This window comes from Agrococcus versicolor, assembly GCF_039531815.1.
GTDB classification, from domain to species: Bacteria; Actinomycetota; Actinomycetes; order Actinomycetales; family Microbacteriaceae; genus Agrococcus; species Agrococcus versicolor.
This window is the reverse complement of the sequence record NZ_BAAAQT010000005.1, coordinates 244,895-270,581: the sequence shown is the minus strand read 5'-3', so window position 1 is coordinate 270,581 and position 25,687 is coordinate 244,895. Positions and strand designations below refer to the sequence as shown.

Annotated in this window: 25 protein-coding genes and 1 tRNA gene; 10 read left to right on the top strand and 16 right to left on the bottom strand. The window is 73.2% G+C overall.

Going from position 1 to position 25,687, the window contains the following annotated elements; genetic code table 11:
• Positions 1-80 precede the first annotated feature (80 nt).
• From ABD249_RS04055 to ABD249_RS04035, 5 genes are read right to left on the bottom strand one after another with little or no spacing between them, the layout of a single operon-like run.
• Positions 81-1,217, bottom strand: coding sequence for a TRAP transporter substrate-binding protein (locus ABD249_RS04055; RefSeq protein WP_344340597.1), 1,137 nt, complete (start codon positions 1,215-1,217; stop codon positions 81-83).
• Between the two features lie 46 nt (positions 1,218-1,263).
• Positions 1,264-2,604, bottom strand: a complete 1,341-nt coding sequence (locus ABD249_RS04050) for a TRAP transporter large permease (RefSeq protein WP_344340594.1) — start codon at positions 2,602-2,604, stop codon at positions 1,264-1,266.
• Positions 2,594-3,136, bottom strand: coding sequence for a TRAP transporter small permease (locus tag ABD249_RS04045; RefSeq protein ID WP_344340593.1), 543 nt, complete (start codon positions 3,134-3,136; stop codon positions 2,594-2,596). Before ABD249_RS04045 ends, ABD249_RS04050 begins: the two co-directional genes overlap by 11 nt.
• Entirely contained in the window at positions 3,133-3,999 is an 867-nt protein-coding gene (locus ABD249_RS04040; protein ID WP_344340590.1) for an NAD(P)-dependent oxidoreductase, read from the bottom strand. The genes ABD249_RS04045 and ABD249_RS04040 overlap by 4 nt, the downstream gene beginning before the upstream one ends.
• The gene (locus tag ABD249_RS04035; protein WP_344340588.1) at positions 3,996-4,427 is read right to left on the bottom strand and encodes a carboxymuconolactone decarboxylase family protein; all 432 of its coding nucleotides are present in this window, start codon (positions 4,425-4,427) and stop codon (positions 3,996-3,998) included. Before ABD249_RS04035 ends, ABD249_RS04040 begins: the two co-directional genes overlap by 4 nt.
• A gap of 207 nt (positions 4,428-4,634) precedes the next feature.
• Here ABD249_RS04035 and ABD249_RS04030 point away from each other — a divergent pair, with 207 nt between their 5' ends.
• The 7 genes from ABD249_RS04030 (at position 4,635) to ABD249_RS04000 (ending at position 12,033) form a co-directional block, all read left to right on the top strand.
• The gene (locus ABD249_RS04030; RefSeq protein ID WP_344340586.1) at positions 4,635-5,597 is read left to right on the top strand and encodes an AraC-like ligand-binding domain-containing protein; all 963 of its coding nucleotides are present in this window, start codon (positions 4,635-4,637) and stop codon (positions 5,595-5,597) included.
• Between the two features lie 65 nt (positions 5,598-5,662).
• Positions 5,663-7,144, top strand: coding sequence for a fumarylacetoacetate hydrolase family protein (locus ABD249_RS04025; protein WP_344340583.1), 1,482 nt, complete (start codon positions 5,663-5,665; stop codon positions 7,142-7,144).
• Complete coding sequence (locus ABD249_RS04020; RefSeq protein ID WP_344340581.1) at positions 7,141-7,815, top strand: GntR family transcriptional regulator; 675 nt, start codon at positions 7,141-7,143, stop codon at positions 7,813-7,815. The genes ABD249_RS04025 and ABD249_RS04020 overlap by 4 nt, the downstream gene beginning before the upstream one ends.
• 21 nt (positions 7,816-7,836) lie before the next feature.
• Positions 7,837-9,327 (top strand): 5-carboxymethyl-2-hydroxymuconate semialdehyde dehydrogenase, encoded by a 1,491-nt coding sequence (gene hpaE / locus ABD249_RS04015; protein ID WP_344340579.1) that lies wholly within the window; start codon positions 7,837-7,839, stop codon positions 9,325-9,327.
• A gap of 20 nt (positions 9,328-9,347) precedes the next feature.
• Complete coding sequence (gene hpaD, locus ABD249_RS04010; RefSeq protein WP_344340576.1) at positions 9,348-10,457, top strand: 3,4-dihydroxyphenylacetate 2,3-dioxygenase; 1,110 nt, start codon at positions 9,348-9,350, stop codon at positions 10,455-10,457.
• The gene (locus tag ABD249_RS04005) at positions 10,457-11,260 is read left to right on the top strand and encodes a 2-keto-4-pentenoate hydratase (protein ID WP_344340574.1); all 804 of its coding nucleotides are present in this window, start codon (positions 10,457-10,459) and stop codon (positions 11,258-11,260) included. The genes hpaD and ABD249_RS04005 overlap by 1 nt, the downstream gene beginning before the upstream one ends.
• Positions 11,245-12,033 (top strand): HpcH/HpaI aldolase family protein, encoded by a 789-nt coding sequence (locus ABD249_RS04000; RefSeq protein ID WP_344340571.1) that lies wholly within the window; start codon positions 11,245-11,247, stop codon positions 12,031-12,033. The genes ABD249_RS04005 and ABD249_RS04000 overlap by 16 nt, the downstream gene beginning before the upstream one ends.
• A 4-nt stretch (positions 12,034-12,037) precedes the next feature.
• On the opposite strand, the gene ABD249_RS03995 is transcribed toward ABD249_RS04000, so the two are convergent.
• From ABD249_RS03995 to ABD249_RS03965, 7 genes are all read right to left on the bottom strand, one after another.
• A complete protein-coding gene (locus ABD249_RS03995; RefSeq protein ID WP_344340570.1) occupies positions 12,038-12,970 on the bottom strand; it encodes an NAD(P)-dependent oxidoreductase in 933 nt (310 codons plus the stop codon).
• Between the two features lie 67 nt (positions 12,971-13,037).
• Positions 13,038-13,613: an LURP-one-related family protein gene (locus ABD249_RS03990; protein ID WP_344340568.1), complete on the bottom strand. Its 576-nt coding sequence runs from the start codon at positions 13,611-13,613 to the stop codon at positions 13,038-13,040.
• A 76-nt stretch (positions 13,614-13,689) separates the two neighbouring features.
• Entirely contained in the window at positions 13,690-14,679 is a 990-nt protein-coding gene (locus ABD249_RS03985) for a hypothetical protein (protein WP_344340567.1), read from the bottom strand.
• Between the two features lie 18 nt (positions 14,680-14,697).
• The gene (locus ABD249_RS03980; protein WP_344340564.1) at positions 14,698-15,102 is read right to left on the bottom strand and encodes a DUF1304 domain-containing protein; all 405 of its coding nucleotides are present in this window, start codon (positions 15,100-15,102) and stop codon (positions 14,698-14,700) included.
• A gap of 65 nt (positions 15,103-15,167) precedes the next feature.
• Positions 15,168-15,239: transfer RNA gene (locus ABD249_RS03975), tRNA-Gln, on the bottom strand.
• Positions 15,240-15,317: 78 nt separating this feature from the next.
• Positions 15,318-16,031: a hypothetical protein gene (locus ABD249_RS03970; RefSeq protein WP_344340562.1), complete on the bottom strand. Its 714-nt coding sequence runs from the start codon at positions 16,029-16,031 to the stop codon at positions 15,318-15,320.
• Positions 16,028-16,783: a hypothetical protein gene (locus tag ABD249_RS03965; protein ID WP_344340561.1), complete on the bottom strand. Its 756-nt coding sequence runs from the start codon at positions 16,781-16,783 to the stop codon at positions 16,028-16,030. Before ABD249_RS03965 ends, ABD249_RS03970 begins: the two co-directional genes overlap by 4 nt.
• A 118-nt stretch (positions 16,784-16,901) precedes the next feature.
• Here ABD249_RS03965 and ABD249_RS03960 point away from each other — a divergent pair, with 118 nt between their 5' ends.
• Positions 16,902-18,920 (top strand): acyltransferase family protein, encoded by a 2,019-nt coding sequence (locus ABD249_RS03960; protein ID WP_344340558.1) that lies wholly within the window; start codon positions 16,902-16,904, stop codon positions 18,918-18,920.
• A gap of 21 nt (positions 18,921-18,941) precedes the next feature.
• Here the strand turns inward: ABD249_RS03960 and ABD249_RS03955 are convergent, their stop codons facing one another.
• Together ABD249_RS03955 and gltX are read right to left on the bottom strand one after the other, a co-directional pair.
• Positions 18,942-19,853 (bottom strand): NAD(P)/FAD-dependent oxidoreductase, encoded by a 912-nt coding sequence (locus ABD249_RS03955; RefSeq protein ID WP_344340556.1) that lies wholly within the window; start codon positions 19,851-19,853, stop codon positions 18,942-18,944.
• A 2-nt stretch (positions 19,854-19,855) separates the two neighbouring features.
• Positions 19,856-21,349 (bottom strand): glutamate--tRNA ligase, encoded by a 1,494-nt coding sequence (gene gltX, locus ABD249_RS03950; RefSeq protein WP_344340553.1) that lies wholly within the window; start codon positions 21,347-21,349, stop codon positions 19,856-19,858.
• Positions 21,350-21,404: 55 nt separating this feature from the next.
• Here gltX and ABD249_RS03945 point away from each other — a divergent pair, with 55 nt between their 5' ends.
• Positions 21,405-22,598, top strand: coding sequence for a low temperature requirement protein A (locus ABD249_RS03945; RefSeq protein ID WP_344340550.1), 1,194 nt, complete (start codon positions 21,405-21,407; stop codon positions 22,596-22,598).
• 19 nt (positions 22,599-22,617) lie between these two features.
• On the opposite strand, the gene ABD249_RS03940 is transcribed toward ABD249_RS03945, so the two are convergent.
• Complete coding sequence (locus ABD249_RS03940; protein ID WP_344340547.1) at positions 22,618-23,322, bottom strand: DUF937 domain-containing protein; 705 nt, start codon at positions 23,320-23,322, stop codon at positions 22,618-22,620.
• Between the two features lie 106 nt (positions 23,323-23,428).
• Here ABD249_RS03940 and ABD249_RS03935 point away from each other — a divergent pair, with 106 nt between their 5' ends.
• Positions 23,429-24,682 (top strand): glutaminase, encoded by a 1,254-nt coding sequence (locus tag ABD249_RS03935; RefSeq protein WP_344340544.1) that lies wholly within the window; start codon positions 23,429-23,431, stop codon positions 24,680-24,682.
• Between the two features lie 12 nt (positions 24,683-24,694).
• Here ABD249_RS03935 and ABD249_RS03930 read toward each other — a convergent pair whose 3' ends face one another.
• Positions 24,695-25,684 carry a YeiH family protein gene (locus ABD249_RS03930; RefSeq protein WP_344340541.1) on the bottom strand — a complete coding sequence of 330 codons (990 nt, stop codon included), beginning with the start codon at positions 25,682-25,684 and terminating at the stop codon, positions 24,695-24,697.
• Between the last annotated feature and the right edge of the window lie 3 nt (positions 25,685-25,687).

The window sequence follows — 25,687 nt, the reverse complement described above, 5'->3', positions numbered from 1 at the left end:
GTCCCCCGCACCCGATGGAGGTCGCGACGCACGCGACGCGACCGCCCGGAGACCGGGCGGCCGCGACGAGAGCGATCCGATCAGCGCGTCGCGAACGCCTCCACGCACGACGACGTCGCGTCGACGTACTCGAGTTCCGCGTGCTCGTCGAGCGACGCCTCGTACGCGTCGAGCAGCGAGTCGGGGTCCTCGAGGCCGAAGTCGGCCGCGACGGTCGTCCACGCCTCGCGGGCGGAGTCGCCGACCTGGTCGATCCACTCCTCGGTGGCATCCTCGCTCCACGCCGTGAGGTCGTCGACGGTCGTCGCCTCGAGCATCGCGTCGCACTGCGTCGCCGCCTGGTCGTTGAACGCCTCCACGGCGGCACCCTCGTTGAACTCCTCCTCGACGGCCGTGACCGCCTCCTGCTGCTCGGCGCTCAGCCGCTCCCAGGCGTCGGCCGAGAACCACATGCCGAAGGTCGAGTACTGACCGATGCCCGGGTCGGTCCAGTACGGCAGCAGCTCCATGATGCGGTAGTTGACGGCGAAGTCGATGGCGCCGCCGACGCCGTCGATGACGCCGCGCTCGACGGCCTCGTACGACTCGCTCGCCGTGACGGCCGTGATGCTCATGCCCGCGTCGGACAGCACCTGCTGCACGACGGGGCCCGACGCCCGCGCCGAGATGCCCTGCAGGTCGGCGATGGACTCGACGGGTGCGTCGGTGCCGAGCAGCAGCCTGCCCACGGGCCAGGCGCTCACGTAGTGCAGGCCGTTGCGCTCCATGAGCGCCACCGCCTGCTCGTCCTGGGTGTGGAGGTCGTAGAGGCTCGCCGTGATCGCCGCCGAGTTCTGGCCGACGAACGGGATGCCGACGACGCTCACGGTCGGGAAGTACTGCGGGGTGTAGTCGGGGATCGTCACGCCGACGTCGGCGCGGCCGTCGCGCAGGCACTCGACGATCTCGGCGGCGGTGCAGATCGACTCCGGCGCCGTGCGGTCGAACGTGACGGAGCCGTCGGTGGCCTCCTCGACCGCGTCGAGGAACCAGTCCTGCGCCGCGGCGTTCGGCGTGCCTGCGATCGCCGAGGTCGCGAGCGTGAGCTCGATCGCGTCGTCGCCGGCTGCCGATCCGCCACCGCCGCTCGAGCAGGCACCGAGTGCGAGGGCGCCGACGAGCGCGACGCCGAGGACCGCGCGGCGCGCGCCGCGGGGTGTGGTGGTGGTGAACGTCATCGTTCGTCCTTCCGGTGGAGCGGGTGGGTGAGGGTGGGCGGATGGGTCATTGGCGCACGAGGGATGGCAGCCACAGCACGAGGGCAGGCGCGAGGAACAGCACGGTCGTCACGACGAGGTCGACGCCGAAGAGCGGCGCGACGCCCTTGAAGACCGTCTCCGGCCGCTCGCCGGTCGTGCCCGCGACGACGAAGCAGTTGATGCCGACGGGCGGGGTCACCATGCCGATCTCGATGAGCTTGACGATGAGCACGCCGAGCCAGATCGCGTCGAAGCCGAAGGCCTCGGCGATCGGCAGCAGGATCGGCACGGTGATGACGAGGATCGACAGCGACTCGAGCACCATCCCGAGCGGGATGAGGCACACGAGCAGCAGCGCCATCGTCACCATCGGCGGCAGCGAGAGCGCCGTGACGGCGTCGGTGATGGCGTCGGGCACGCGCGCGACGACGAAGAACGCCGAGAGGATCGCCGAGCCGACGATGATGAGGAACACCATCGCGGTCGTGGAGCCCGCGTCGGTCAGCGCGCCGCGCAGGTGCACGAGGATCGCACGCCCGCCATCCCGTCGGCGCTCGAGCACGAGCATCGCGAGCGCTGCGACCGCCCCGATGGCGGCCGACTCCGTCGAGGTGAAGATGCCGGAGTACATGCCGCCGATGACGATCGCGAAGAGGATGACGACGCGCACGAGGCCCCGCCACGGCAGGCTCGGCCGCGCCGCACCGGTCGCGGCATCCGCGACGGCGTCCTCGAGCGTCTCCGGCGTGCGCACCTGCCGCGAGCCGATCAGCATGATGTACGCCATGTAGGCCGCGGCGGACATCAGCCCGGGGACGATGCCCGCTGCCAGCATCTGCGCCACGGACTGGCTCGCCATGATCGCGTAGAGCACGAGGAACGTCGACGGCGGGATCATGACGCCGAGCGTCCCGGCGACGGCGACGAGCGCCGTCGCGAGCGAGGCCGGGTAGCCGGCCTTGCGCATCTCCCCCACCGAGAGCCTCGCCATGGTCGCGGCGGTGCCGATGCTCGATCCCGAGACCGCCGAGAAGCCCGCGCACGCCATGACGGTCGCGACGCCGAGGCCGCCGGGCAGGCGGCGCACGACGCGGTTCGCGATGGCGAACACGTGCTCGGCGATGCGGGCGCGCACGGCGAACATGCCCATGAGGATGAACATCGGCACGATGGTGAGCGAGAAGCTCGCCGTCGTGGTGAACGGGGCGGCGCCCAGGACGCTCGTCGCATACTCGGCGTCGCGCAGCATCACGAGGCCGACGAGCCCCGCACCGCCGAGCGCGAACGCGACGGGGATGCGGATCGCGAGCGCCGCGATGAGCACGACGACCACGACGGCGGTCGCGACTGCGGCGTCAGGCGTCACGCTGCACCTCCTCGCGGTGCGGCAGGCGTCCGCGCACGGCGTCGACGAGCTGCACGAGCGCGACGACGAGCGTGACGGCGAAGCCGACGACGATCGCCCAGCGCAGCGGCCACAGCGGCCAGCGCACGAGGCCGAATCGCTCCTCGCCGACACGGGTCGCCTCGGCGGCGCGCTCGAACGTCGCGACGGTGGCCCATGCGAGCAGCACGACCACGACGATGCCCGCGACGATCGCGAGCACGTGGCTCGCGCGATGGCCGAGCCGGTCGGTGAGCAGCGTCACCACGACGTGCTCGCCGCGCACGAGCCCCCATGCGATGGCGAGGTACACGGCGACGACGAGCGACGACTCGGCGAGCTCGACCATGCCGGGCAGGCTCGCTCCCGTGGCGGTGCGCACGACGACGTCGGCGCAGATCGCGAGCATGAGCACGACGATCGCGAGTGCTGCGAGCACGGCGAGCACGCCCGCGATCGTGCGCACGCCGCGGTCGACCGGCCGCACGACGCGATCGAGGGTCGAGTCGGTCATCGCCGGTCCCAGAACTCGTACGCGCGGGTGTGGTCGACGGCGCCGAGCGCGTCGAGGGCGTCGCCGAGCGCGCCGGCGACCGCGTCGCACACGGGCGACTCGTGGCCGACGGCACGCTGCACCTGCTGAGCGATGCGCACGTCCTTCGTCATGAGCGGCAGCGCGAAGCCCGACGCGAACCCGCCGTCGAGGATCTGCGGTCCCGTCACGTGCTGCGTGACCCAGCTCATGCCGGTCGAGACGTTGAGGATGTCGAGCATCGTGCGGCGGTCGAGTCCGAAGCGCTCCCCCGCGACGAGCGCCTCCGACGACGCGGCGTAGGCGGCGGCGGCCACGAAGTTGTTGAGCGCCTTCATGGCGTGACCGGTGCCGAGCGGTCCCGTGCGGGTGATCGTCGAGCTCATCGACTCGACGACGGGCACGGCCGCGGCGATCGCGGCGTCGTCGTCGCCGCCCATCATGATCGCGAGGGTGCCGGCGACGGCGCGCTCGCGGGCGCCGGAGACCGGGGCGTCGACGAGGGCGACGCCGAGCGCCGCGAGCGCTCGGCCGGTCTCGACGGTCTCGCTCGGGTCCGAGGACGACATGTCGACGACGACGGCGCCGGGCCGCAGCGGCGTGGTCGAGCCGTCGGCGTCCACCAGCACCGAGCGCACGATGGCGCTCGTCGGCAGCATGCACACGACGACGTCGCACGCCGCGAGACCGTCGCGGTCGACGACCGTCGCGCCGATGCGCTCGGCGAGCGCGCTCGCCACCGCGGGATCGGCGTCGTGCAGCCGCAGGTCGAAGCCGGCCTTCGCGACGTTGCTCGACATCGGGTCGCCCATGACGCCGAGCCCGATGAACCCCACGACGGTCATGCGCGTGCCATCCGCGTGGCGGCCGCGACGCCGCCGTCGACGTCGAGGTCGACGTCGCGCTCGGCGAGCACCTCCTTGAGCGCGCGCATGCCCTCGACCGCCGAGGGGATGCCCGCGTACAGGAAGGCGTGGAGCACGATCTCGCGCAGCTCGACCGGTGAGACGCCGTTCGCGAGGGCACCGCGCAGGTGGACGCGGATCTCGTGGGCTCGCCCGAGCGCCACGAGCATCGCGACCGTGATCTTCGATCGGTCGACGATCGGCAGCCCCTCGCGCTGCCAGATGTCGCCGAAGCACACGCGCGTGACGACCTCCTGCAGCTTGTCGTCGAGGTCGGTCGTCGCATCGGTCTGCCCCTCGGCACCCTCGGGGCCGAACATGTGGCGGCGCTGCGCGATGCCGACGTCGTACAGGTCGTCGTAGAGCACGGGTCCTCCTCCTGATGCGGCACCACGTCGGGCCGCTCGTCCATCCTCGCCACGGATGCCTCGGTCCGTCTTGACCGTCGGCGCATGCGAGCGAGCGCTCGGCGCAGCCTCCTGCGCAGCACCTCCCGGCGTGCGCGAGGGCGCTGCTACGCTCGCCGCACCGCCGGCTCGACGACGACCGACGGCAGCGACGGGAGGTCGGCGACGATGCCCACCACGAGCCTGCGCCGCGAGCCCTCCGGCTCCGGCACCCTCGAGCTCGGCGAGGCCAGCACGTTCGAGCAGTGGCGGCAGCTCGTGAGCAACCGCTTCGTGCCGCTAGACATCTCCTCGCCCGCCGGCGCCTTCCACGGCACGCTGCGCGCGCTCCACGTCGGCGACTCGTGCGTCACCGAGATCGTCGCCGATCCCCACCGGGTCGAGCGCGAGGCGGCGCGCATCAGCCCCGACGATCCGCACCACCTCAAGCTCACGCTGCAGCTCGAGGGCACGGGCATCGTCGCGCAGGACGGCAGGCAGGCGGTGCTGCTGCCCGGCGACGTCGCCATCTACGACACGTCGCGGCCCTACACGCTCGAGTTCGTCGAGGGCACGCGGTCGCTCGTGATGATGTTCCCGCACCGCATGCTCGGCCTCTCGGCGCAGCACATCCATCGCATGACGGCCGTGCGACTCCCGGGCGACGAGGGCATCGGCACCGTCATCTGCCCGTTCATGCGGCACATGGCGGCGAACCTCGACGAGCTGCGCGGTGCGACGGGCGTGCGCATCCTGCGCAGCGCCCTCGACCTCGTCACGGCGCTCATCAGCGCCGAGCTCGATCGGCAGGTCGCGGGCACGCGCCGCGACTTCGAGCGCTGCGTCGCGTTCATCGAGGAGCACCTGGGCGATGCGGGCCTCACGACGACGCAGGTCGCGAGCGCCTGCTTCCTGTCGTCGCGCACGGTGCAGTACCTCTTCAGCGAGGAGGGCACGACCGTGACGGCGTGGGTGCGCGAGCGCAGGCTCGAGCGGTGCCGCACGGACCTGCTCGATGCCTCGCAGCAGGCGACGTCGGTGCTCGAGATCGCGCACCGCTGGGGCTTCACCGACGCCGCGCACTTCAGCCGCGTGTGCAAGACGGCCTTCGGCGTCTCGCCGCGCGAGCTGCGCCGGCTCGCGTCGTCCTGACGACCGGATCGCCGCGGGAGGTCGACGAGGTTGCAATCGCATCGAGATCGTATACGATGACGGACATGACGCACTCGACGACGAGCGCCGGGGCCGCCCGCGCCGCATGGGACCTGCTGGGCGGTCGACCCGGCAAGGTCGTGGCGATGCACATCGGCTACGCCGCACGCGCCGCGCAGAAGGATCGCACGCCCGAGGCGCCCGGCTACTTCCTCAAGCCCGCGACCTCGCTGTCGCTCGGCGGCGACGTCGAGCTGCCCGCCGGCTGCGAGATCCTGGGCTTCGAGGGCGAGATCGCGCTCGTCGTCGGCCGCGAGGTGCGCCGCGTCTCCCCCGAGGAGGCATGGGCCGCCGTCGCGTGGGTCACGGCCGCGAACGACCTCGGCGTCTTCGACCTGCGCTGGGCCGACAAGGGCGCCAACGTGCGCTCGAAGGGCGGCGACGGCTTCACGCCCGTCGGCCCCGCCCTCCTGCCCGCCGCCGAGCTCGACCCGACGGCCATCGAGATCCGCGTCTGGCGCGACGGCGAGCTCGTGCAGGCCGACGACACCTCGACGCTGCTCTTCCCGCTCGCGCAGATCGTCTCCGACCTGTCGCAGCTCATGACGCTCGAGCCCGGCGACGTCATCCTCACGGGCACCCCCGCCGGCGCCTCGACGTTCGCGCCCGGCCAGACGATCGAGGTCGAGGTGTCGTCGAACGGCCGCTCGACCGGTCGCCTCGTCACGGGCGCCGTGCAGGGCACCGAGGCGCTGCCGGCCTTCAGCGCCCAGCCGAGGCCGACGCCCGAGCAGTGGGCCGACGCCTCCGGCAGGCCCGTCGCCGACTTCCAGGACCCCGCGGCCCCCGTGCTCGACGACGCGCTCGTCGCACGCATCGAGCGCGTCGCGACCGCCACCCTCTCGTCGCTGCTGCGCAAGCGCGGCATCGCGAACGCGACGATCGACGGCCTGCACCCCTCGCAGCCCGGCACGCGCATGACCGGGCTCGCGCGCACGCTGCGCTACGTGCCCAACCGCGAGGATCTCTTCCGCACGCACGGCGGCGGCTACAACGCGCAGAAGCGCGCGGTCGACGGCCTCCACGCGGGCGAGGTGCTCGTGATGGATGCGCGCGGCGAGACCCGCTCGGGCACCCTCGGCGACATCATCGCCCTGCGCGCCCGCACGCTCGGCGCCGCCGGCATCGTCACCGACGGCGGCGTGCGCGACCTCGCCGCCGTCACCGAGATCGGCATCCCCACCTACCACTCCGGCGCGCACCCGAGCGTGCTGGGCCGCTGGCACGTGCCGTGGGGCGTCGACGAGACCATCGCGTGCGGCGGCACGACCGTGCAGCCCGGCGACGTCATCGTCGGCGACGACGACGGCATCGTCGTCATCCCGCCCGGCATCGTGCGCGAGCTCGTCGACGAGGCCGAGGTGCAGGAGGCCGAGGAGGCGTTCATCGCGCGCATGGTCGAGGAGGGGCATCCGGTCGACGGGCTCTTCCCCATGGATGCGACGTGGCGGGCGCGCTTCGACGCCGAGCGGCAGGAGCGGGCGTGACGGCGACGACGAGCAAGTCGCAGCGCGCCTACGACCACCTCCACGAGCGCATCGAGCGCGGCGTCTACGGCCCCGGCTACCGCCTCGTGCTCGACGCGATCGCCCGCGACCTCGACATGTCGGTCGTGCCCGTGCGGGAGGCGCTGCGGCGCCTCGAGGCCGAGGGCGTCGTGACGTTCGAGCGCAACGTCGGCGCGCGCGTCACCGAGATCGACCCCGACGACCTGCACGAGACGACCGAGACCCTCGCGATGGTCGAGGGTGCCGCGATCGGCCTCGCCGTGCCCTCGCTCACGGAGGCCGACGTCGCCGAGGCGCGACGCCTCAACGAGCAGATGCGCGAGAGCCTCGCCGCCTTCGACCCCGTGCGCCTCACCCGACTCAACGAGGCGTTCCACCGCACGCTCACCGACCCGTGCCCCAACGAGCAGCTCAAGGGGCTCGTCGACGACGGCTGGCGACGGCTCGCGAGGCTCCGGCAGTCGACGTTCGGCTTCGTGCCCGGCCGCGCCCACGACTCCGTCGAGGAGCACGAGCGCATCCTCCGCCTGCTCGAGGCCGGCGCTCCCGCGCACGACGTCGAGCTCGCCGTGCGCGACCACCGGCTCGCGAGCCTCCACGCCTACCTCGATCGCGCGGGCGACGACGCCCACGCGACCGAGTCCCACTGACCCGCCTTCGGAAGAGGAGCCATGACCACGCGCCCCGCGAACCTGCCCACCCACCTCCGGCACCACATCGGCGGCAAGGACGTCGACTCGATCGGCGGCGAGACCTTCGAGGTCATCGACCCCGTGTCGAACCAGCCGTACGCGACGGCCGCCGCCGGCCAGCAGGCCGACGTGGACGCCGCGGTCGCCGCCGCGACGCTCGCGTTCGAGGAGGGCCCGTGGCCCCGGATGAAGGCCCGCGAGCGCGCCCGCATCCTCATGCGCGTCGCCGACGTCGTCGCCTCGCGCGACGACGAGCTGAGCGCCCTCGAGTCCTTCGACTCCGGCCTCCCCATCACGCAGGCGAAGGGCCAGGCGCAGCGCGCCGCCGAGAACTTCCGCTTCTTCGCCGACCTGATCGTCGCCCAGCGCGACGACGCCTACAAGGTGCCCGGCACGCAGATCAACTACGTCAACCGCAAGCCCAAGGGCGTCGCCGGCCTCATCACGCCGTGGAACACGCCCTTCATGCTCGAGTCGTGGAAGCTGGGCCCCGCGCTCGCCTCCGGCTGCACCGTCGTGCTGAAGCCCGCCGAGTTCACGCCGCTGTCCGCGTCGCTGTGGGCGGGCATCTTCGCCGAGGCGGGGCTGCCCGAGGGCGTCTTCAACCTCGTCAACGGCATCGGCGAGGAGGCGGGCGACGCGCTCGTCAAGCACCCGGACGTGCCGCTCATCTCGTTCACGGGCGAGTCGTCCACCGGCAAGCTCATCTTCCGCAACTGCGCCGAGCACCTCAAGGCGATGTCGATGGAGCTCGGCGGCAAGAGCCCTGCGGTCGTCTTCGCCGACGCCGACCTCGACGCGGCGATCGACTCGACGCTCTTCGGCGTCTTCTCGCTGAACGGCGAGCGCTGCACCGCCGGCTCGCGCATCCTCGTCGAGCGCGGCATCTACGACGAGTTCGTCGAGCGCTACGCCGAGCGGGCGAGCCGCATCGTCGTGGGCGACCCCTCCGACCCGGCGACCGAGGTCGGCGCGCTCGTGCACCCCGAGCACTACGACAAGGTCATGTCGTACGTCGAGATCGGCAAGGGCGAAGGCAGGCTCGTCGCCGGCGGCGGCCGCCCCGAGGGGCTCGACACGGGCAACTACGTCGCGCCGACGGTGTTCGTCGACGTGCCGCCGACCGCGCGCATCTTCCAGGAGGAGATCTTCGGACCGGTCGTCGCGATCACGCCGTTCGACTCCGACGAGGAGGCGCTCGCGCTCGCGAACGACACCCGCTACGGCCTCGCCGCCTACGTGTGGACGAACGACCTCACGCGGGCGCACACGTTCTCCCAGTCGATCGAGGCGGGGATGGTGTGGCTCAACAGCCACAACGTGCGCGACCTGCGCAGCCCGTTCGGCGGCGTGAAGGCCTCGGGCCTCGGCCACGAGGGCGGGTACCGCAGCCTCGACTTCTACTCCGACCAGCAGGCCGTGCACATCACGCTCGGCGACGTCCACACCGCCCGCTTCGGCGCCCACTGAGCTCGACGAGGAGCACACCCATGACCGACATCCGCACCATCACGCCCATCCCCCGCCCGTCCGTGCCCGCGCCCGACATCGTGCGCTGCGCGTACCTCGAGCTCGTCGTCACCGACCTCGCCGCGAGCCGCGCGTTCTACGTCGACCTGCTCGGCCTGCACGTGACGAAGGAGGACGACGAGGCGATCTACCTGCGGTCGTTCGAGGAGTTCATCCACCACAACCTCGTGCTGCGCAAGGGACCGGTCGCCGCGGCCGCCGCCTTCGCGTACCGGGTGCGCACGCCGGAGGACGTCGACCGGGCAGAGGCCTGGTACCGCGAGCTCGGCTGCCGCGTCGAGCGCCGCAGCGGCGGCTTCGTCGACGGCATCGGCGACGCGGTGCGCGTCGAGGACCCGCTGGGCTTCCCGTACGAGTTCTTCCACGAGGTCGAGCACGTCGAGCGCCTCACGCAGCGCTACGACCTGTACTCGGCGGGCGAGCTCGTGCGCCTCGACCACTTCAACCAGGTCACGCCCGACGTGCCCCGCGGCCGCACGTACCTCGAGCACCTGGGCTTCCGCGTCTCGGAGGACATCCAGGACTCCGACGGCGTCACGTACGCCGCATGGATGCACCGCAAGCAGACCGTGCACGACACGGCGCTCACCGGCGGCGACGGCCCGCGCCTGCACCACATCGCGTTCTCGACGCACGAGAAGCACAACATCATCCAGATCTGCGACAAGATGGGCGCCCTGCGCATCTCGGACCGCATCGAGCGCGGCCCCGGCCGGCACGGCGTCTCCAACGCGTTCTACCTCTACATCCTCGATCCCGACGGGCACCGCGTCGAGATCTACACGCAGGACTACTACACGGGCGACCCCGACAACCCGACGGTCACGTGGGACGTCCACGACAACCAGCGCCGCGACTGGTGGGGCAACGCCGTCGTGCCGAGCTGGTACACCGAGGCGAGCCTCGTGCTCGACCTCGACGGCGAGCCGCAGCCCGTCGTCGCCCGCACGGACTCGAGCGAGATGGCCGTGACGGTCGGCGCCGACGGGTTCTCGTACACCCGCTCCCCCGGCGACGGCGAGGAGGAGCAGGGCTCGGAGGTCGGGTTCAAGCTCGGCAGCCAGCTCTGATGGCGTCCGCATCGCAGCGCGGGCTCGACGACGCGACCGTCGAGGCGCTCGCCGACGAGCTCGCCGAGGCCACGCGCACGCGCGGCATCGTCGAGCGGCCGAGCGCGCGGCATCCGGCGATGACCGTCGACGACTCGTACGCCGTGCAGCGCATCTGGCGGTCGCGGCGCGAGGCGGACGGGCATCGCATCGTCGGCAGGAAGATCGGTCTGACGAGCAGGGTCATGCAGGTCGCGACCGGCATCACCGAGCCCGACTACGGCGTCATCTTCGACGACCAGGTCTTCGCGTCGGGCTCGACGCTCGAGCATGGCCGCTACGCGAACGTGCGTGTCGAGGTCGAGCTCGCGTTCGTGCTCGGCGCCCCGCTGGGCGCGGGTGCGACGGAGGACGACGTGCTCGCGGCGACCGAGTGGGTCGTGCCGGCGCTCGAGGTGCTCGACTCGCACATCCGCCTCGAGGGCCGCACGATCGTCGACACGATCAGCGACAACGCGGCGCTCGGCGCCATGGTGCTCGGCGAGACGCGCGTGCGCCCGGCCGACGTCGACCTGCGGTGGATCGGCGCGATGCTGTCGCGCAACGGCGAGATCGAGGACTCCGGCGTCTCGGGGGCCGTGCTCGGGCATCCGGCGCGCGGCGTCGCCTGGCTCGCCGGCAAGCTCGGCGCGCACGGCGATCGGCTCGAGGCCGGCGAGATCGTGCTGGCAGGATCGTTCACGAAGCCCATGTGGGTCGAGCGCGGCGACGAGATCTCGTGCGACTACCGGGAGCTGGGAGCCGTGACGTGCCGATTCGACTGAAGCCGACGTTCGCCGATCGCCTCGCGAGCGCCGACCGCCCGCTCGTGGGCGTGTGGGCGGCCTCGGCGAGCCCGCTGGTGGCGGAGATCATGGCCGGCTCGGGCGCCGATCTCGTGCTCGTCGACGGCGAGCACACGCCCGTCGGCGTCGACGGGCTCGTGCCGATGCTGCAGGCGATCGAGGCGTACGACGCGACGGCCATCGTGCGCGTGCCCTGGAACGACGCGGTCGTCATCAAGCAGATGCTCGACGCGGGCGCGCAGAGCCTCGTCGTGCCGATGGTGTCGACGCAGGAGGAGGCGGTCGCGGCCGTGCAGGCCATGCGGTACCCGCCGCGCGGCATCCGGGGCATCGGATCCGCCCTCGCCCGCGCCTCGCGATGGACGGCCGTGCCCGACTACGTCGCGCGCGCCCACGAGCTCGTGGCGCTGACCGTGCAGGTCGAGACCGCCGAGGGCGTCGCGAACGCCGCGGCGATCGCCGCCGTCGAGGGCGTCGACGCGATCTTCGTCGGTCTCGCCGACCTCGCCGGGTCGCTTGGCTTCCCGAGCGCCGACGAGGTGCGCGCGGCGGTCGTCTCGGTCATCGAGGCGGGCCTCGCGGCGGGCACGCCCGTGGGCGTCAACGCGTTCGCGCCGGCGGATGCCGACCACTACCTCGCGGCGGGCGCGTCGTTCGTCGTCGTGGCCGCCGACGTCACGCTGCTCGCCTCGAGCGCGCGTGCCGCGGTCGGACGACTCCTGCCGACCGACGACGCCTCCGGCGCGTACTGACGGATCAGCGCTCGACGCGGTTGCGCACCGGCTCGCCGGCGGCGAGCGCGTCGAGGTTCTGCTGCACGAGCGCAGCCGCACCGCGCGGCCGGCCACCGGCGACGTGGGGCGTGATGATGAGGTGCGGTGCCGACCACAGCCGGTCGCCGGCCGGCAGGGGCTCGACGCGGGTGACGTCGATCGCCGCGGCGCGCAGCGTGCCCCGCTCGAGCGCCTCGCGCAGCGCATCCTCGTCGACCACGGTGCCGCGGCCGACGTTCACGAAGAGGGCGTGGTCCGGCAGCGCCGCGAGCACCCCCGCGTCGACGACGCGATCGGTCGCATCGGTGGCGGGCAGGATCGAGATGAGCACGTCGACGCGCGGCAGCAGCTCGGGCAGGAGGTCGGCGGCGACCACCTGGTGGCCGTGGCGCTCGCCGGTCGATCGCGCGATGCCGGTGACGCGGGCGCCGAGCGCCTCGAGCAGCGGGGCGAGGCGCTGCGCGATGGAGCCGAAGCCCCAGATCGCGACGTGCGCGCCCTCGAGCGTGTAGAGGCCCTCCGTCTCGGGCGCGTGCTGGTCGCGGCGGTAGGCGTCGTCCCACGTGCCGGCGGCCTGCGCCTCGGCGAGGCGCGGGAGGTCGCGCACGAGCGCGAGCAGCATCGCGAGGGTGTGCTCGGCGACGGTCGCATCGTGCAGCGAGCGGCCGGAGGCGAGCGCCACGCCCTCGCCGAATCCCGCGCGCGCGATCGCGTCGGGTCCGGCGGAGAGCGTCTGCACGAGCCGCAGGCCCGTGAGGTCGCGCGCCGCCTCGGCGAGCCGGTCAGCGGGCATGACCCACTCGACGAGCACCTCGGCGTCGCGATGCTCGGCCGGGATGGGCTCGGCCGCGTCGAAGACCACGACGTCGTGACCGGGCAGGTCGAGGCGGACGGACGACGGCACCAGCACCTTCATGCGTCGATCCTCGCAGACCCGGGACGCGTGCGCCCAGGGTCCGAGGACCTGGCTGCAGCGGCGTCGGTCAGCGCTGCATCAGCACGTCGACGGCGACGGCGAGCGATGCTGCGACGCGCCAGTCGAGGCGCGCGCCGTTCGGCGCGGCCGGCATCGTGACGTCGTAGTTGTCGCGCACGGCCCACGCGCGCTCGATGGAGAGGATCGGCGTGCCGTCCTTCGCCGTGAAGTCGAAGTGGATGGGCCAGCCGATGTCGGAGAAGCGGCGCAGGATCGCGAGCACCTGGTTGCGCTCGTGCCCGGATCCCTCGAGGCCCTGCGACGGCACGCCAACGTTGAACGTCGAGCGCAGGAGGCTCTTGCCGAAGTCCTTCTGGAACCAGCCGAGCTGCTGTCCCTGCGGGTCGAGGATGTCGTACGTCGCGCCGAGGTCGATGGCTTGGCGTGCCTTGAAGGAGAAGACCGGCTGCGTGCGCGCCTCGTCGGCGAAGAACGTCACCTGCTCCTTGAGCGCGAGGCGCTTCTGCTGGGCGACGCCGAGGATGGGGCCGTCCTTGCCGCCGGCGCGGATCTCGAAGCGGTTCACCGTGAGGCTCAGCTTCTGGCGGACGGTGATGCGGTCGTAGCTCTGCGTGTCGGTCACGGACGTGAGCGTATGCCCCGCCCGGGATCGGATGCTGTGCGTCGACTGTCAGCCTGTGGACAGCCGTCCGAGCCGGTCAGGGCGCGGCGATCGCCGCCTCGGCGTCGCCGAGGGTGCGCAGCAGCGGCTGCACGTACGGCCGGTACGCGTCGATCGCGTCGATGGGCGCGTCGCATGCCAGGCGCCACCATGCCTCCCAGCGCTGCACGCCCGAGAGCGCGATCGCCGCGTCGGCCGCGTCCTCGAGGGCCGGCCGGTCGGCGTGCGACGACCACGCATCGAGCAGGCCGGCACGGATCCGCGCACGATCGGCGACGTCCACGCCATGCGCGCGTGCGGTGCCGAGCAGCACGCGGAGGGTGCCGAGGGGATGCGCGACGACCGCGTCGCCGAGGTCGCCGATGCGGATGCGGCCGTCGACGAGGAAGGCGTTGCCGAGATGCAGGTCGCCGTGCTCGAGCGTGGACGGCAGCGCGGTCTCGTCGAGCACGTCGAGGAGTCGACGCAGGCGAGGCAGGAGGGCGAGCACGTCGGCACGGGCGTCGTCGTGCAGGTGCATCGGGTGCGCGGCCGGCAGCGCACCGGCCTGGGCGACCCGCTGGCGCACGTGGTCGACGAGGCGATGCGGGCGCAGGTCGGGCACGCCCGCGGCGACGAGCTCCTCGGCGTGCGGCGCGAGCGCGAGCTGCAGCGCCCCGGCCGCCTCGGCGAGGGCGACGCGCGTGTCGAGGGGCGCCTTGCCGTCCTCGTGCAGCACCTGCGCGTCCGCCGTCAGCAGCCGAGCGCTCGCGACGTCGATCGCGAGCGGTGCGAGCACCAGGTCGGGGGCGACGCGGTGGGCGATGCGCGTGGCGGCCATCTCGCTCGCGGCGGCGGGATGATCCTCCTTCGCCCAGCGGACGCCCGCATCCGTCTCGATGCGCAGCACCGCCGACCAGATCCGCACGCGATGCTCGGCGATGCTCGTCACGCGCTCGCCGCGGGCGGCGAGCGCCTCGCGGATCCACGCGTGCATGTCGACGCGCCAGGCGTCGCTCGACCAGCGGATCCGGTGATCGATCGGCACGGTCGCTCGCGGACCGCGTCAGCCGGCGAGCGTCGCGATCGCGAGCGCCACGAGCCCGAGCACGGGGAAGATGCCCTGCACCGTCGCGGCGCGCGCCTTCGAGCGATCCGTGGCGATGAGGTACGCGGCCGCGACCGTCATCGAGCCGAGGCCCGCGACGAGCAGCGCGTCGCCCGCCGCACGCTCCCCCGACGTCGGGTCGGCGACGAGCACGAGCACGACGCCCACCGCCGTGACGATCGCGAGCAGCAGGTTGTAGACGCCCTGGTTCGCCGCGAGCGACCGGGTGATCGCTGCGGTCTCCGCCGTCGTGCCGAACACGCGGCGCGTCGCAGGCGCCTCCCACCGCAGCGTCTCCAGCACGAAGATGTAGACGTGCACGAGCGCCGCGAGCGCGGCGAGGATGGCGGCGACGACGATCATGGGATGAGCGTAGCCCCGCCCCGGACACGAGAAAGGCGCCACCCTCACGGGCGACGCCTTGCTTGCTGGGGTACCTGGACTCGAACCAAGAACAACGGAACCAGAAACCGCCGTGTTGCCAATTACACCATACCCCAATGGCCCTCGGGCCAGTGATCGAGCATAGCCGACGCCGAGGCGCCGCGCGAATCGGCACGCGGGCTCGCGGGTCGCGATCAGCCGACGTCGAGCACCGTCGTGAGGGTGCACGCACCCGTCGACGAGCACGCGATGCTGCCGTGCGTCGACACGCCGAGGCCGTCGCCGCCCGCGATCGCGACCTCGATGGGCACGCCGTCGCGCACGCCTGCGGCGACGGCGTCGGTCGCCTGGTCGGCGAGCCGATCGGACCACTGCCAGTCGAGCAGCTCGGCGAGCACGTCGACGCGCTGCATGAGCCGCGTGAAGTCGCCGAAGCCCAGGGCGTCCTCGGTGATCTCGAGGCGCACCCAGTCGCCGCGCTCGGTCGTCGCCTCGATGCGCGACGCCCACGACTCCAGGCCGCCGGACGGCGCGACGATCGTCGTCTGGATGCCACCGGCGGTGGGCTCGATCGTCGCGGTCGCGTCCTCGTCCATGCCGAGCGCCTCGGCCGGCTGCGGCAGGTGCAGGAGGTTGAACGCCGCCTCCTGGTGCAGCGAGGCGTAGGCGATGCCCGCGTCGCTCATCTGCGTCTGGCCGAGCCTGGACACCTCCTCGAGCGACGGCAGCGCCGTCGCCTCCTGCAGCGCATGGCTCGCGAGGATGCTCGTCACGATCGGCGTCGCGGCGATGATGGAGAGTCCGACGGCGATCGACGTCCACCGCACGATCCTCCGCCGACGCGCGAGCCGCTCCGGCGCGGTGAGGATCGCGGGCGCAGGCGCCTGGCGGTCCTCGACGGCGATCATGACGCCGGCGCCGCCTCGACCGGCTGGAAGCCGTAGGTGAGGCTGCAGATCCCCTCGCCGTCGCACGCCACCTCGGCGCCGACGGGGATGCCCATCGCCGTGCCGGGCGCGATCGTCATGCTGCTCGACTCGCCCTCGCGCACGGCCGCGCCGACCTCGTCCTCGAGCTGCGCGCGCATCTCGTCCGAGAAGGTCCACCCGAACTGGGTGGTGCCCGCCTCGAGCGCGCGCACGATCGTCGGGAACTCGGCCCAGCCGAAGGTGTCGAGCTCGGCGTCGATGCGCGTGACGACGCCGCCCTCGGTCGTGACGGCGATCTGCCGCATGAGCGTGCGCAGGTAGCCCTCGCCGTCGATGCCACCGCCCGCGCCGACGTAGAGCGTGGTCGTGATGAGGCCGATCGAGCTCGTCGCCACGCGCGTCTCGTCGTCGGCCATGCCGACGTCGGCGGCCGTGAGCGGCAGGGTCGACAGGTTGAAGGAGGCCGACTGGCGCTGCGCGACGTAGGCGAGGCCCGCGTCGGTCATCTGCGTCGTGTTGCTCGACGACACCTCGTCGGGCGTCGGGCCGCGGTCGTCGGTGATGCCGCTGCCCATGAGGAGCACCGTCGTGACGACGACGCCCGCGATGACGGCGAGCGCGAGCAGCGGGAAGATCCATCGCTGGATGCGCGCACGGCGAGCCTTGCGCTCCTGCGGCGACATGCCGCCGCGCGGGGCCTCGTGCGCCTCGCGCTCGTCCAGCAGGGTCATCGCCGCTCCTCCACCTGTGCCCCAGATCGTACCAGCGGGCCCTCACGGTGAGCGGTGCTCGGTGCCGTAGCATTCGGTGGGCGAACGCGCCCCCTTCCGGATCCCTGGGAACGACGCGATGCCAGCAGTGCGACCGCCCACCCGCCGTCGTGCGGACGTGCAGGGGCTCCGTGCGATCGCGTGCCTCCTCGTCGCGGCGTACCACGTGTGGCCCGGCCGCATCTCGGGCGGCGTCGACGTGTTCTTCGTCATCACGGGCTTCCTGGTCATCCCCGGGATCGTGCAGGCGATCGACGACCGCGGCGTGCCCGCCGCGTGGAGGGCGATCGGCAGGGCCATCGCACGCCAGCTGCCCATGGCGGGCCTCGTGCTCGCCGTCGTCGGCCTCGGCGTCCTCACGCTGTGGCCGACCTTCTCGCGCGGCACCATCGCGCTCGAGGTGCTGGCGTCGGCGACGTGGTGGCAGAACTGGCTGCTCGTCGACCGTGCGACCGACTACCTCGCGACGGGGACGACCCCCTCGCCGCTCCAGCACTTCTGGGCGACCTCCGTGCACGTCCAGGTCGTCGTCGCGCTCGTCGCGCTCGTGCTCGCCACGACCCTCGTCGCGCGGCGCATGGGACGGCCGACGGGCGCCGCCGTCGTCGCCGTGCTGTCCGTGGCGTCGCTCCTGTCGTTCTGGTGGGCGCAGCTGCACGTGCTCGCCGAGCCCAGCGCCGCCTACTTCGACAGCGTCGCGAGGCTCTGGGAGTTCGGCGTCGGTGCCCTCGTCGGCCTCGGCGCCTCCCGTGCACGCCTCACGTCGCGCGCGCGCACGGCGCTCGGGCTCCTCGGCCTCCTGCTCGTCCTCCTCGCCGGGCGCCTCTCGCACCTCGGCGACCAGCCCGGCGCCATCACGCTCGTGCCCGTCGCAGGTGCCCTCGCCATCCTGCTCGCGGGCACGGCACCGGGCGGGCTGGCCGGTCGCCTGCTGTCGTGGCGACCGCTCGTCGCGCTCGGCGGCCTCTCGTGGGGCCTGTACCTGTGGTGCTGGCCCATCCTCGTCGGCTACCGCCTCCTCGCGCCCGAGCGCGCCTCGACGCAGCCGCTCCTCGACGGCATCCTGCTCATCGTCGCCGCGGGCGTCGCGTCGTGGGCGTCGACGCGGCTCATCGCGCGCATCGACCGCCTCGGCCGGTGGCGGCCGTCGCGCGTCTCGACGCCGCTCGTCGCGATGGCCGCCGTCGTGCTCGTCGCCACCGGCGGCAGCCTCGCGTCGCCCGCACCGGCCGTCGCGGGCGTCGCGAGCGTGCAGGATGCGCAGGCGCGCATCGAGGCGACGATCGCGGAGGGCGAGTACCCGGGCACCGAGTGGCTCGGCGCCGACGCGCAGGCGCCCGAGTGGGTCGTCGACGACTGCCTCGACGTCGATCGGGAGCGCGCCGACCGCTGCACGTACGGCCCGGAGGACGCGAGCCTGCACGTCGCCGTCGTCGGCGACTCCCATGCGATCTCCTACCTGCCGGGGCTGCGCGCGGCGCTGCCCGACGCGCGCGTCGAGGTGCTCACGCGCGGCATGTGCGCCTTCTCGACCGTGTCGTCCCGCGGCGGCGAGGACCACTGGGCCACGTGCCAGGCGCATGCCGACTGGGCGACCCAGCGCGTCCTCGACGGCCCGATCGACCTCGTCGTGCTGGCGAACGGGCTGCAGAACCTCGACGACGCCACCGACGACGGCGTCGAGGCGATCGAGCCGTCGGAGGCGCTCGCACGCATGGCTGAGGGCACCGTGGAGCGTCTCGCGCCCCTCGTCGACGCCGGGCTGCCCGTGCTGTGGCTCGACGGCGCTCCCCCGAACTCCGCGTACGCGTCGTGCGCGCTGCCCGCGTCGACCGAGTCGGTCGCGCAGCGGTGCACCGTCGCGCGCCTCGACCACATGGCGGCGAGGGCGCACGCCTTCTCGGCCGCCGCGGCGTTCGAGCCGTCGATCACCGTCGTCGACCAGAGCGGATGGTGGTGCTCGATCGAGCGCGGCCTGTGCCCCGTGACGATCGACGGCATGCCCGTCACCGCCGACGGCAACCATCTGACGTGGATGCTGTCGACCGCCTACGCGCCGCTGCTCGCCCGCGAGGTCGAGGTCGCGCTGCGGCCGTGAGCCGCCGCGACCGTGCGGGCGCTAGCGGCCGACGGCGATGAGGTCGCGGTTGATGACCGACGACGCGATGGTGCCCTCGCCCGCCGCGACGGCGAGCTGCCGGAAGCCGGGCGTGAGGTCGCCGGCGGCGTAGACGCCCGGCACGCTCGTGCGCTGGGCGCCGTCGACGACGACGAGCCCCTCGTCGTCGCGCTCGAGCCCGAGCAGGTCGGCGAAGCCGAGGCTCGCATGCCACACGGGCCGCACGAAGCCGCCGGTGCGCTGCGACCGGCGACCGTCGGCGAGCACGACCTCGCGCATGCCCTCGCGGTCGCCCTCGAGCGCCACGATGGGCGTGCGGTCGACGACGACGCCGAGGTCGCGCAGGCGCGACTCGTCGTCGTCCGTGATCGTGCCGACGCCGTTCGTGAACACGACGAGGTCGTCGGTGTGCCTGCGGATGACGAGGGCGCGCTCGGCGAGGTCGTCGGTCTCGCCGATGAGGGCGAGCGGCTCGCCGCGCTTGTCGTAGCCGTCGCAGTCCATGCAGGAGTGCAGGCTCGTGCCGTACCAGGTGCGCACCATCGACGGCAGCGGCAGCGCCTCGGTCAGGCCGGTCGCGAGGAGCACGGCGGGGCTGTGCACCTCCGTCTGCGCCTCGGTGCCCGGGCGCTTCGCGACGGTGACGAAGCCGCCGTCGACGGGCGAGATGGAGTGGACGATCGTGCGCTCGTACGTGACGGTCGGGTACGAGAGCACCTCCTCGCGTCCCATGGTGCGCAGCTCGAGCGGCGAGATGCCGTCGCGGCTGAGGAAGCCGTGGCTGCGCAGCGTCGCGGCATGCCGCGGGCGGTTCGAGTCGAGGAGCGCCACCGTCCGCTGCGCGCGGGCGAGGTTGAGCGAGGCGGCGAGCCCCGCAGGCCCCGCGCCGACGACGACGACGTCGACCTCCACGCTCAGATGCGTCCCATGAGGCGCCCGAGGCGGGCGACCGTCTCGTCGCGGCCCAGGAGGACCATCGACTCGAACAGCGGCGGCGACACGCGACGGCCGCTGATCGCGACGCGCAGCGGCGTGAACGCGAGACGGGGCTTGAGCCCCAGCCGCTCGATGAGCACCTCGCGCAGCACGCGCTCGACGTCGTCGATCGTGAACGGCACCGTCTCGTCGGCGAGGGCTGCGGAGGCGGCGGCCAGCGTGGCGTGCGCGTCGTCGCGGAGCGCGCCGAGCGCATCCTCCTCGTAGTGCACCTCGTCGGCCGTGAGGAAGAGGAAGCGCAGCATGCCGTGCGCCTCGCCGAGCAGCTGCATGCGCTCCTGCACGAGCGGGGCGGCCTTCGACAGCAGCGCCAGCTCCTCGACCGTGGGCGGCGACGACAGCGCGTCGCCCAGGTACGGCACGAGGCGCGTCGCGAAGTCGACGGGCTGCAGCGCGCGCACGTGGTCGCCGTTCAGCGACTCGGCCTTCTTCGCGTCGAAGCGCGACGGGTTCGGGTTGACGTCCTCGACGTCGAACGCCGCCGCGAGCTCGTCGCGCGTGAAGACGTCGCGGTCGGGCGCGATCGACCAGCCGAGCAGCGCCAGGTAGTTGAGCAGGCCCTCGGGGATGAAGCCGGCCTCGCGCAGCAGGAACAGGTTCGACTGCGGGTCGCGCTTCGAGAGCTTCTTGCTGCCCTCGCCCATGACGTACGGCAGGTGGCCGAAGCGCGGGATGGCCTCGACGACGCCGACGTCGGCGAGCGCGCGGTAGAGCGCGATCTGGCGCGGGGTCGACGACAGGAGGTCCTCGCCGCGCAGCACGTGCGTGATGCCCATGAGCGCGTCGTCGACGGGGTTCACGAACGTGTACAGCGGCTGCCCGTTGGGGCGCACGACGACGAAGTCGGGCGACGAGCCCGCGGGGAACGTGATGGGGCCGCGCACGAGGTCGTCGAACGAGAGGTCCTCGTCGGGCACGCGCAGGCGCAGGCTCGGCTGGCGACCCTCGGCGCGGAACGCGGCGCGCTGCTCGTCCGTGAGGTCGCGCTCGTGGTTGTCGTAGCCCTGTCGCGGGTCGCGGCCGGCGGCGCGATTGCGCTCCTCCATCTCCTCGGCGGTCGCGAACGACTCGTAGAGGTGGCCGGACTCGCGCAGCCGCTCGATGACGTCGCGGTAGATGGCACCGCGCTGCGACTGCCGGTACGGCGCGTGCGGGCCACCGGTCTCGACGCCCTCGTCCCAGTCGATGCCGAGCCAGCCGAGCGCATCGAGCAGCTGGTGGTACGACTCCTCGGAGTCGCGGGCTGCGTCGGTGTCCTCGATGCGGAAGACGAGGCGACCGCCGGTGTGGCGCGCGTAGGCCCAGTTGAACAGGGCCGTGCGGATGAGACCGACATGCGGGGTGCCGGTGGGAGACGGGCAGAAGCGGACGCGCACGTCGGCGCCCGTCGCGGAGGAGAAGGGGACGCTCATGGCGCCTCCCATCCTAGGCGTCGGGCGCGGGTCGAGCGTCTGCCATCATCACGACATGACGCATGCTCGGTTCGGGTCGCGACGCGACGTGCTGCGCAAGGACGGGGCCGGCGACGCCGACCGCGTGACCTTCATCGAGCTGTTCTTCGACCTGGTCTTCGTGTTCGCGCTGACGCAGCTCTCCGCATACCTGTACGAGCATCAGGACCTGCTCGGCGCGTTCGAGGGCGCGATCCTGGTCTGCGCGCTGTGGTGGCTGTGGATCTCCACCACCTGGGTGACGAACTGGCTCGATCCCGAGCATCTGCCGGTGCGGGGCGCCGTCGTCGCGCTGGCGTTCGTCGCGTTCGTCGTCAGCGTGTCGATCGCGGAGTCGTTCGGCGACCGGGCGTGGGCGTTCGCGATCGCCTACGTGGTGCTGCAGGTGGGGCGCTCGGCATTCATGGCGTGGGCGGCATGGCGCCACGACCGCGAGCTCGCCGAGCTCGTGCTGCGGCTGCTCTTCTGGAACGGGATCGGCGCGGCGCTCTGGATCGGTGGCGCACTGCTGCCGCTGCCCGCCCAGCTGCCGCTGTGGTGCGCGGCGCTCGTCGTCGACTACGTCTCGGCGAGCACGGGGTTCCGCACCCCCGGGCTCGGCACGGCGCCGGTCGAGCGCTGGGACCTCAGCGGTCCGCACATCGCCGAGCGCGCGGCCCTGTTCGTGCTGATCGCGCTCGGCGAGTCGTTCCTCGTGACCGGCTTCGCCTTCGTGGCGAAGGAGACGAGCGCCGCATCCGTCGTCACGATGATCAGCGCCTTCGTCGCGGCCGCCGCGATGTGGTGGATCTACTTCGACCACGGCGAGCGCATGGGGTCGGAGGCGATCGCGCGATCGCGGACCCCGGGGCGGCTCGCGCGCACCGCATACACCTACGTGCACCTCGCCGTGATCGGCGGCATCGTCGTGATGAGCGTCGCCGACAAGGAGATGCTGTCGCATCCCGACGAGGCGGGCCTCGCGGGCACGCTCGCCATCCTGGGCGGCCCGGCGCTCTTCCTCGTCGGCACCCTGCTGTTCCGCCTCGTGCTCGACCACCGCTGGATGCCGACGCAGCTCGCGGGGATCGGCGCGCTGGCGGCGGCCGGCGCGCTCGCCCCGATCGTGCCCCCGGTCGGGCTCGGCGTGGTCGCGACCCTCATCCTCGTCGCGGTCGGCGCCGCCGAGTCGATCGTGCGCATCCGAGAGGGCAGGCGAGGAGGCGGATGAGCCCCGGCGGCGCCGGACGCTAGCGGCGTCCGCCGCCGAGGAGGCCGCCCAGGAGGTCGCCGACGATGCCGCCGCCGGATCCCCCGCCCGCGCCGCCGCCGAGGATGCCGCCGAGCAGGTCGCCCAGCCCGCCGCCGGACGGCTCGCGCGGCTGCTCCCGGGAACCACCGGATCGCGGCGCGCTCGGCCGTGATCCTCCGGGCGCTCGCAGCGCGCCGTCGCCCGCGCCGCCGCCGCTGCGCGCGAAGGGGTTCTCCCCTCCGGTGCGCTCAGGCGCCGCACGGCCGCCCGCGGCGGGGCGCGATGCGCCTGCACCGCCGCCACCGCCGCCCCCGAGGACGCGCTCGGCGAGCCACGCGAGCACCATGGGCGCGACGATCGGCAGCACCTTGCGGACGACGTCGCCGAGCGCACCGCCGCCCGCGCCGCCGAGCGCGGTCGCGACGTCGTCGGCGCGGCCGCCGAACACGTTGCGCACGATGCGCCGGCCGTCGTCGGGGTCGACGTCCCCGCCGAGCCGCGCGTCGAGCGCGCCGCGGTGCTGCGCGAGCGCACGCTCGAGGGATGCCGCCCCGGCCCCGTCCTGCGCGTTCGCCTGCATCCCGCCGACGAGCGCGGGCAGCACCGCCTCGATGGCGCGCCGGGCGTCGGCCTCGTCGACGCCCGCCTGCGTCGCGATGCGCGCGACGGGCATGCGGTCGAGGAGCTGCTGGATCTCGGACATCGTCGTCCCTCCGTGCAGGCGCGGCCGCCCGCTCGCGGCCAGGATAGCGGCGCGCGGGCGGCCGCGGTCGACCGGTGGCGCGGCGTGCGTGGTGCAGGCTGGGTCGGTGCGCTCCCCCCTCCCCGACTACCTGTCCGAGGTCCTCCAGGCCTGCTCCGACGAGGACGGGGGCGAGCTGGCCGCCTACATCCCCGAGCTCGCCGACGCGGATCCGGATCGCCTCGCCCTCGCCCTCAGCACCCCGAGCGGCACGCGGTACGCCGTGGGCGACGCCGACGTGCGCTTCACGATCCAGTCGATCTCGAAGCCGTTCGCCTACGCCCTCGCGCTCGTCGACCACGGCCTCGACGCCGTGCTCGAGCGCGTCGGCGTCGAGCCCTCCGGCGACGCGTTCAACGAGATCTCGCTCGATCCCGCGACGGGCCGCCCGCTCAACCCGATGATCAACGCGGGCGCCATCACGGTGCACTCGATGCTCGACGCCGACCGCGTGCAGGCGGGCTTCGCCGCCTTCGCCGGTCGCGACCTCGAGGTCGACGAGGAGGTCCACGCCTCCGAGCTCGAGTCGGCCGACCGCAACCACGCCATCGCGTACATGCTCCGCAACCACGGCATCATCGAGGCGAAGCCCACCGAGGTCGTCGACGGCTACACGCGGCAGTGCTCGCTGCTCGTCGACGTCGGCGACCTCGCCGTCATGGCGGCGACGCTCGCGAACGCCGGCGTGCATCCCGAGACGGGCGAGCGCGTCGTGCCCCGCTGGGTCGCGCGGCAGGTGCTGTCGGTCATGACGACGTGCGGCATGTACGACGCCGCGGGCGACTGGTTCACGCTCGTCGGGATCCCCGCGAAGTCGGGCGTCTCGGGTGGCGTCATCGGCGCGCTGCCCGGCAAGGGCGGCTTCGCGGCCTTCTCGCCGCGGCTCGACGAGCACGGCAACTCCACGCGCGGCGTGCGCATCTTCGAGCGCCTCTCGCGCGACATGGGGATGCACCTGATGGAGGTGCCGCCCGCGGCGCGGCCCCTCACCCACGGCCACGCCGCCGAGGACGGCGACGGGGACGGCGACCTCGACTCGACGTACGAGCTGCAGGGCGCCGTCGACTTCGTCGGCATGGAGCGGCTGCTCGTCGAGCTCGAGCGCGAGGAGGAGGGCGCCCGCGAGATCGTGCTCGACCTCACGCGCGTGCACGAGGTGCGCGACGTCGGTCGGCGCATGCTGCTCGAGGCCGCGCGACGCCTCGCGCTCGACGGGCACGGCGTGACGTTCGTCGACCCCGAGGACATGCTCGAGGTCGGCGACGCCGGATCGATCGACGTCGGCGACGGCCCCGCGGCGACGGTGGTGCGCGAGCGCTGAGCGCGCGGCGGGTCAGCGCAGCAGCAGGAGCGCGAGCGCGAGCGCCGCGATGCACGTCGAGGCGCCGACGGCGACGAGCACGCCGCGCCAGTCCTGACGCACGAGGTCCAGCAGGCGCACGCGCGACAGCAGCCCCACGAGCGCCGAGGCCAGCAGCAGCTGCTGCGCGAACGCCGCGACGTCGAGCACGGGCTGCGGCAGCGGCACGAGCGCGCGCACCGCGACGGCGACGAGGAAGCCGACGACGAAGAGCGGCACGAGCGGAGGCCGCGCGCCGGCACCCTCGGACGTCCGCCGACGGCGGGCGGCGACGAGCGCCGTCATGGGCGCGAGGCACACGACGCGCACGAGCTTGACGACGACCGCGAGCGCGAGCGCGCCGGGGCCGGCGATCGCGGCGGTCGCGACGACCTGGCCGACGTCGTGCACGCTCGCCCCCGTCCACACGCCGAACGCGGCCTCGTCGAGGCCGAGCGGCACGCGCAGCAGGGGCAGGACGCCGATCGCAGCGGTGCCGCACAGCGTCACGAGCGCGACGGGCGTCGCCTGGTCGCGCTCGGAGGCGCCGCGCGCCTGTGCGACGGCGCCGACGGCGCTCGCCCCGCAGATCGAGAAGCCGGCCGCCATGAGCACGCGCTGGTCGGCGGACATCCCCGCCAGCCACGCCAGCGTCCACGTGATCGCGAACGCGAGCCCGACGAGGGCGACGACGGCGGCGATGAGCACGGGCCCGAGCGCGACGACGTCGGCGAGCACGATCTGCAGGCCGAGCAGCACGATCCCGGCGCGCATGAGCGTGCGCCCGGCGACCTTCGTGCCGGGGACGAGGCGCGGATGCGCCGCGAGCGGCGTCTGCCCGAGCACGAGCCCCACGAGCACCGCCAGCGTGAGCCACGGCACGTCGACGCCCATGGTGACGAGCACCTGGTGGATGCCGAGGGCGACGACCGCGCCCCCGATGCAGGCGGCGACGCCGGGCATCGCGGCGCGCCCGGCGGCCATGCG

Bases quoted from the DNA above. Each gene is read 5' to 3' on its own strand.
- ABD249_RS03960 (WP_344340558.1), top strand. From the start codon at position 16,902: ATGCCAGCAGTGCGACCGCCCACCCGCCGTCGTGCGGACGTGCAGGGG.
- ABD249_RS04040 (WP_344340590.1), bottom strand. From the start codon at position 3,999: ATGACCGTCGTGGGGTTCATCGGGCTCGGCGTCATGGGCGACCCGATG.
- ABD249_RS04005 (WP_344340574.1), top strand. From the start codon at position 10,457: ATGGCGTCCGCATCGCAGCGCGGGCTCGACGACGCGACCGTCGAGGCG.
- hpaD (WP_344340576.1), top strand. From the start codon at position 9,348: ATGACCGACATCCGCACCATCACGCCCATCCCCCGCCCGTCCGTGCCC.
- ABD249_RS04030 (WP_344340586.1), top strand. From the start codon at position 4,635: ATGCCCACCACGAGCCTGCGCCGCGAGCCCTCCGGCTCCGGCACCCTC.
- hpaE (WP_344340579.1), top strand. From the start codon at position 7,837: ATGACCACGCGCCCCGCGAACCTGCCCACCCACCTCCGGCACCACATC.
- ABD249_RS03970 (WP_344340562.1), bottom strand. From the start codon at position 16,031: ATGATCGCCGTCGAGGACCGCCAGGCGCCTGCGCCCGCGATCCTCACC.
- gltX (WP_344340553.1), bottom strand. From the start codon at position 21,349: ATGAGCGTCCCCTTCTCCTCCGCGACGGGCGCCGACGTGCGCGTCCGC.
- ABD249_RS03995 (WP_344340570.1), bottom strand. From the start codon at position 12,970: ATGAAGGTGCTGGTGCCGTCGTCCGTCCGCCTCGACCTGCCCGGTCAC.
- ABD249_RS03980 (WP_344340564.1), bottom strand. From the start codon at position 15,102: ATGATCGTCGTCGCCGCCATCCTCGCCGCGCTCGCGGCGCTCGTGCAC.
- ABD249_RS04055 (WP_344340597.1), bottom strand. From the start codon at position 1,217: ATGACGTTCACCACCACCACACCCCGCGGCGCGCGCCGCGCGGTCCTC.
- ABD249_RS03945 (WP_344340550.1), top strand. From the start codon at position 21,405: ATGACGCATGCTCGGTTCGGGTCGCGACGCGACGTGCTGCGCAAGGAC.
- ABD249_RS04045 (WP_344340593.1), bottom strand. From the start codon at position 3,136: ATGACCGACTCGACCCTCGATCGCGTCGTGCGGCCGGTCGACCGCGGC.
- ABD249_RS03930 (WP_344340541.1), bottom strand. From the start codon at position 25,684: ATGGCCGCCGGGCGCGCCGCGATGCCCGGCGTCGCCGCCTGCATCGGG.
- ABD249_RS03965 (WP_344340561.1), bottom strand. From the start codon at position 16,783: ATGACCCTGCTGGACGAGCGCGAGGCGCACGAGGCCCCGCGCGGCGGC.
- ABD249_RS03940 (WP_344340547.1), bottom strand. From the start codon at position 23,322: ATGTCCGAGATCCAGCAGCTCCTCGACCGCATGCCCGTCGCGCGCATC.
- ABD249_RS04025 (WP_344340583.1), top strand. From the start codon at position 5,663: ATGACGCACTCGACGACGAGCGCCGGGGCCGCCCGCGCCGCATGGGAC.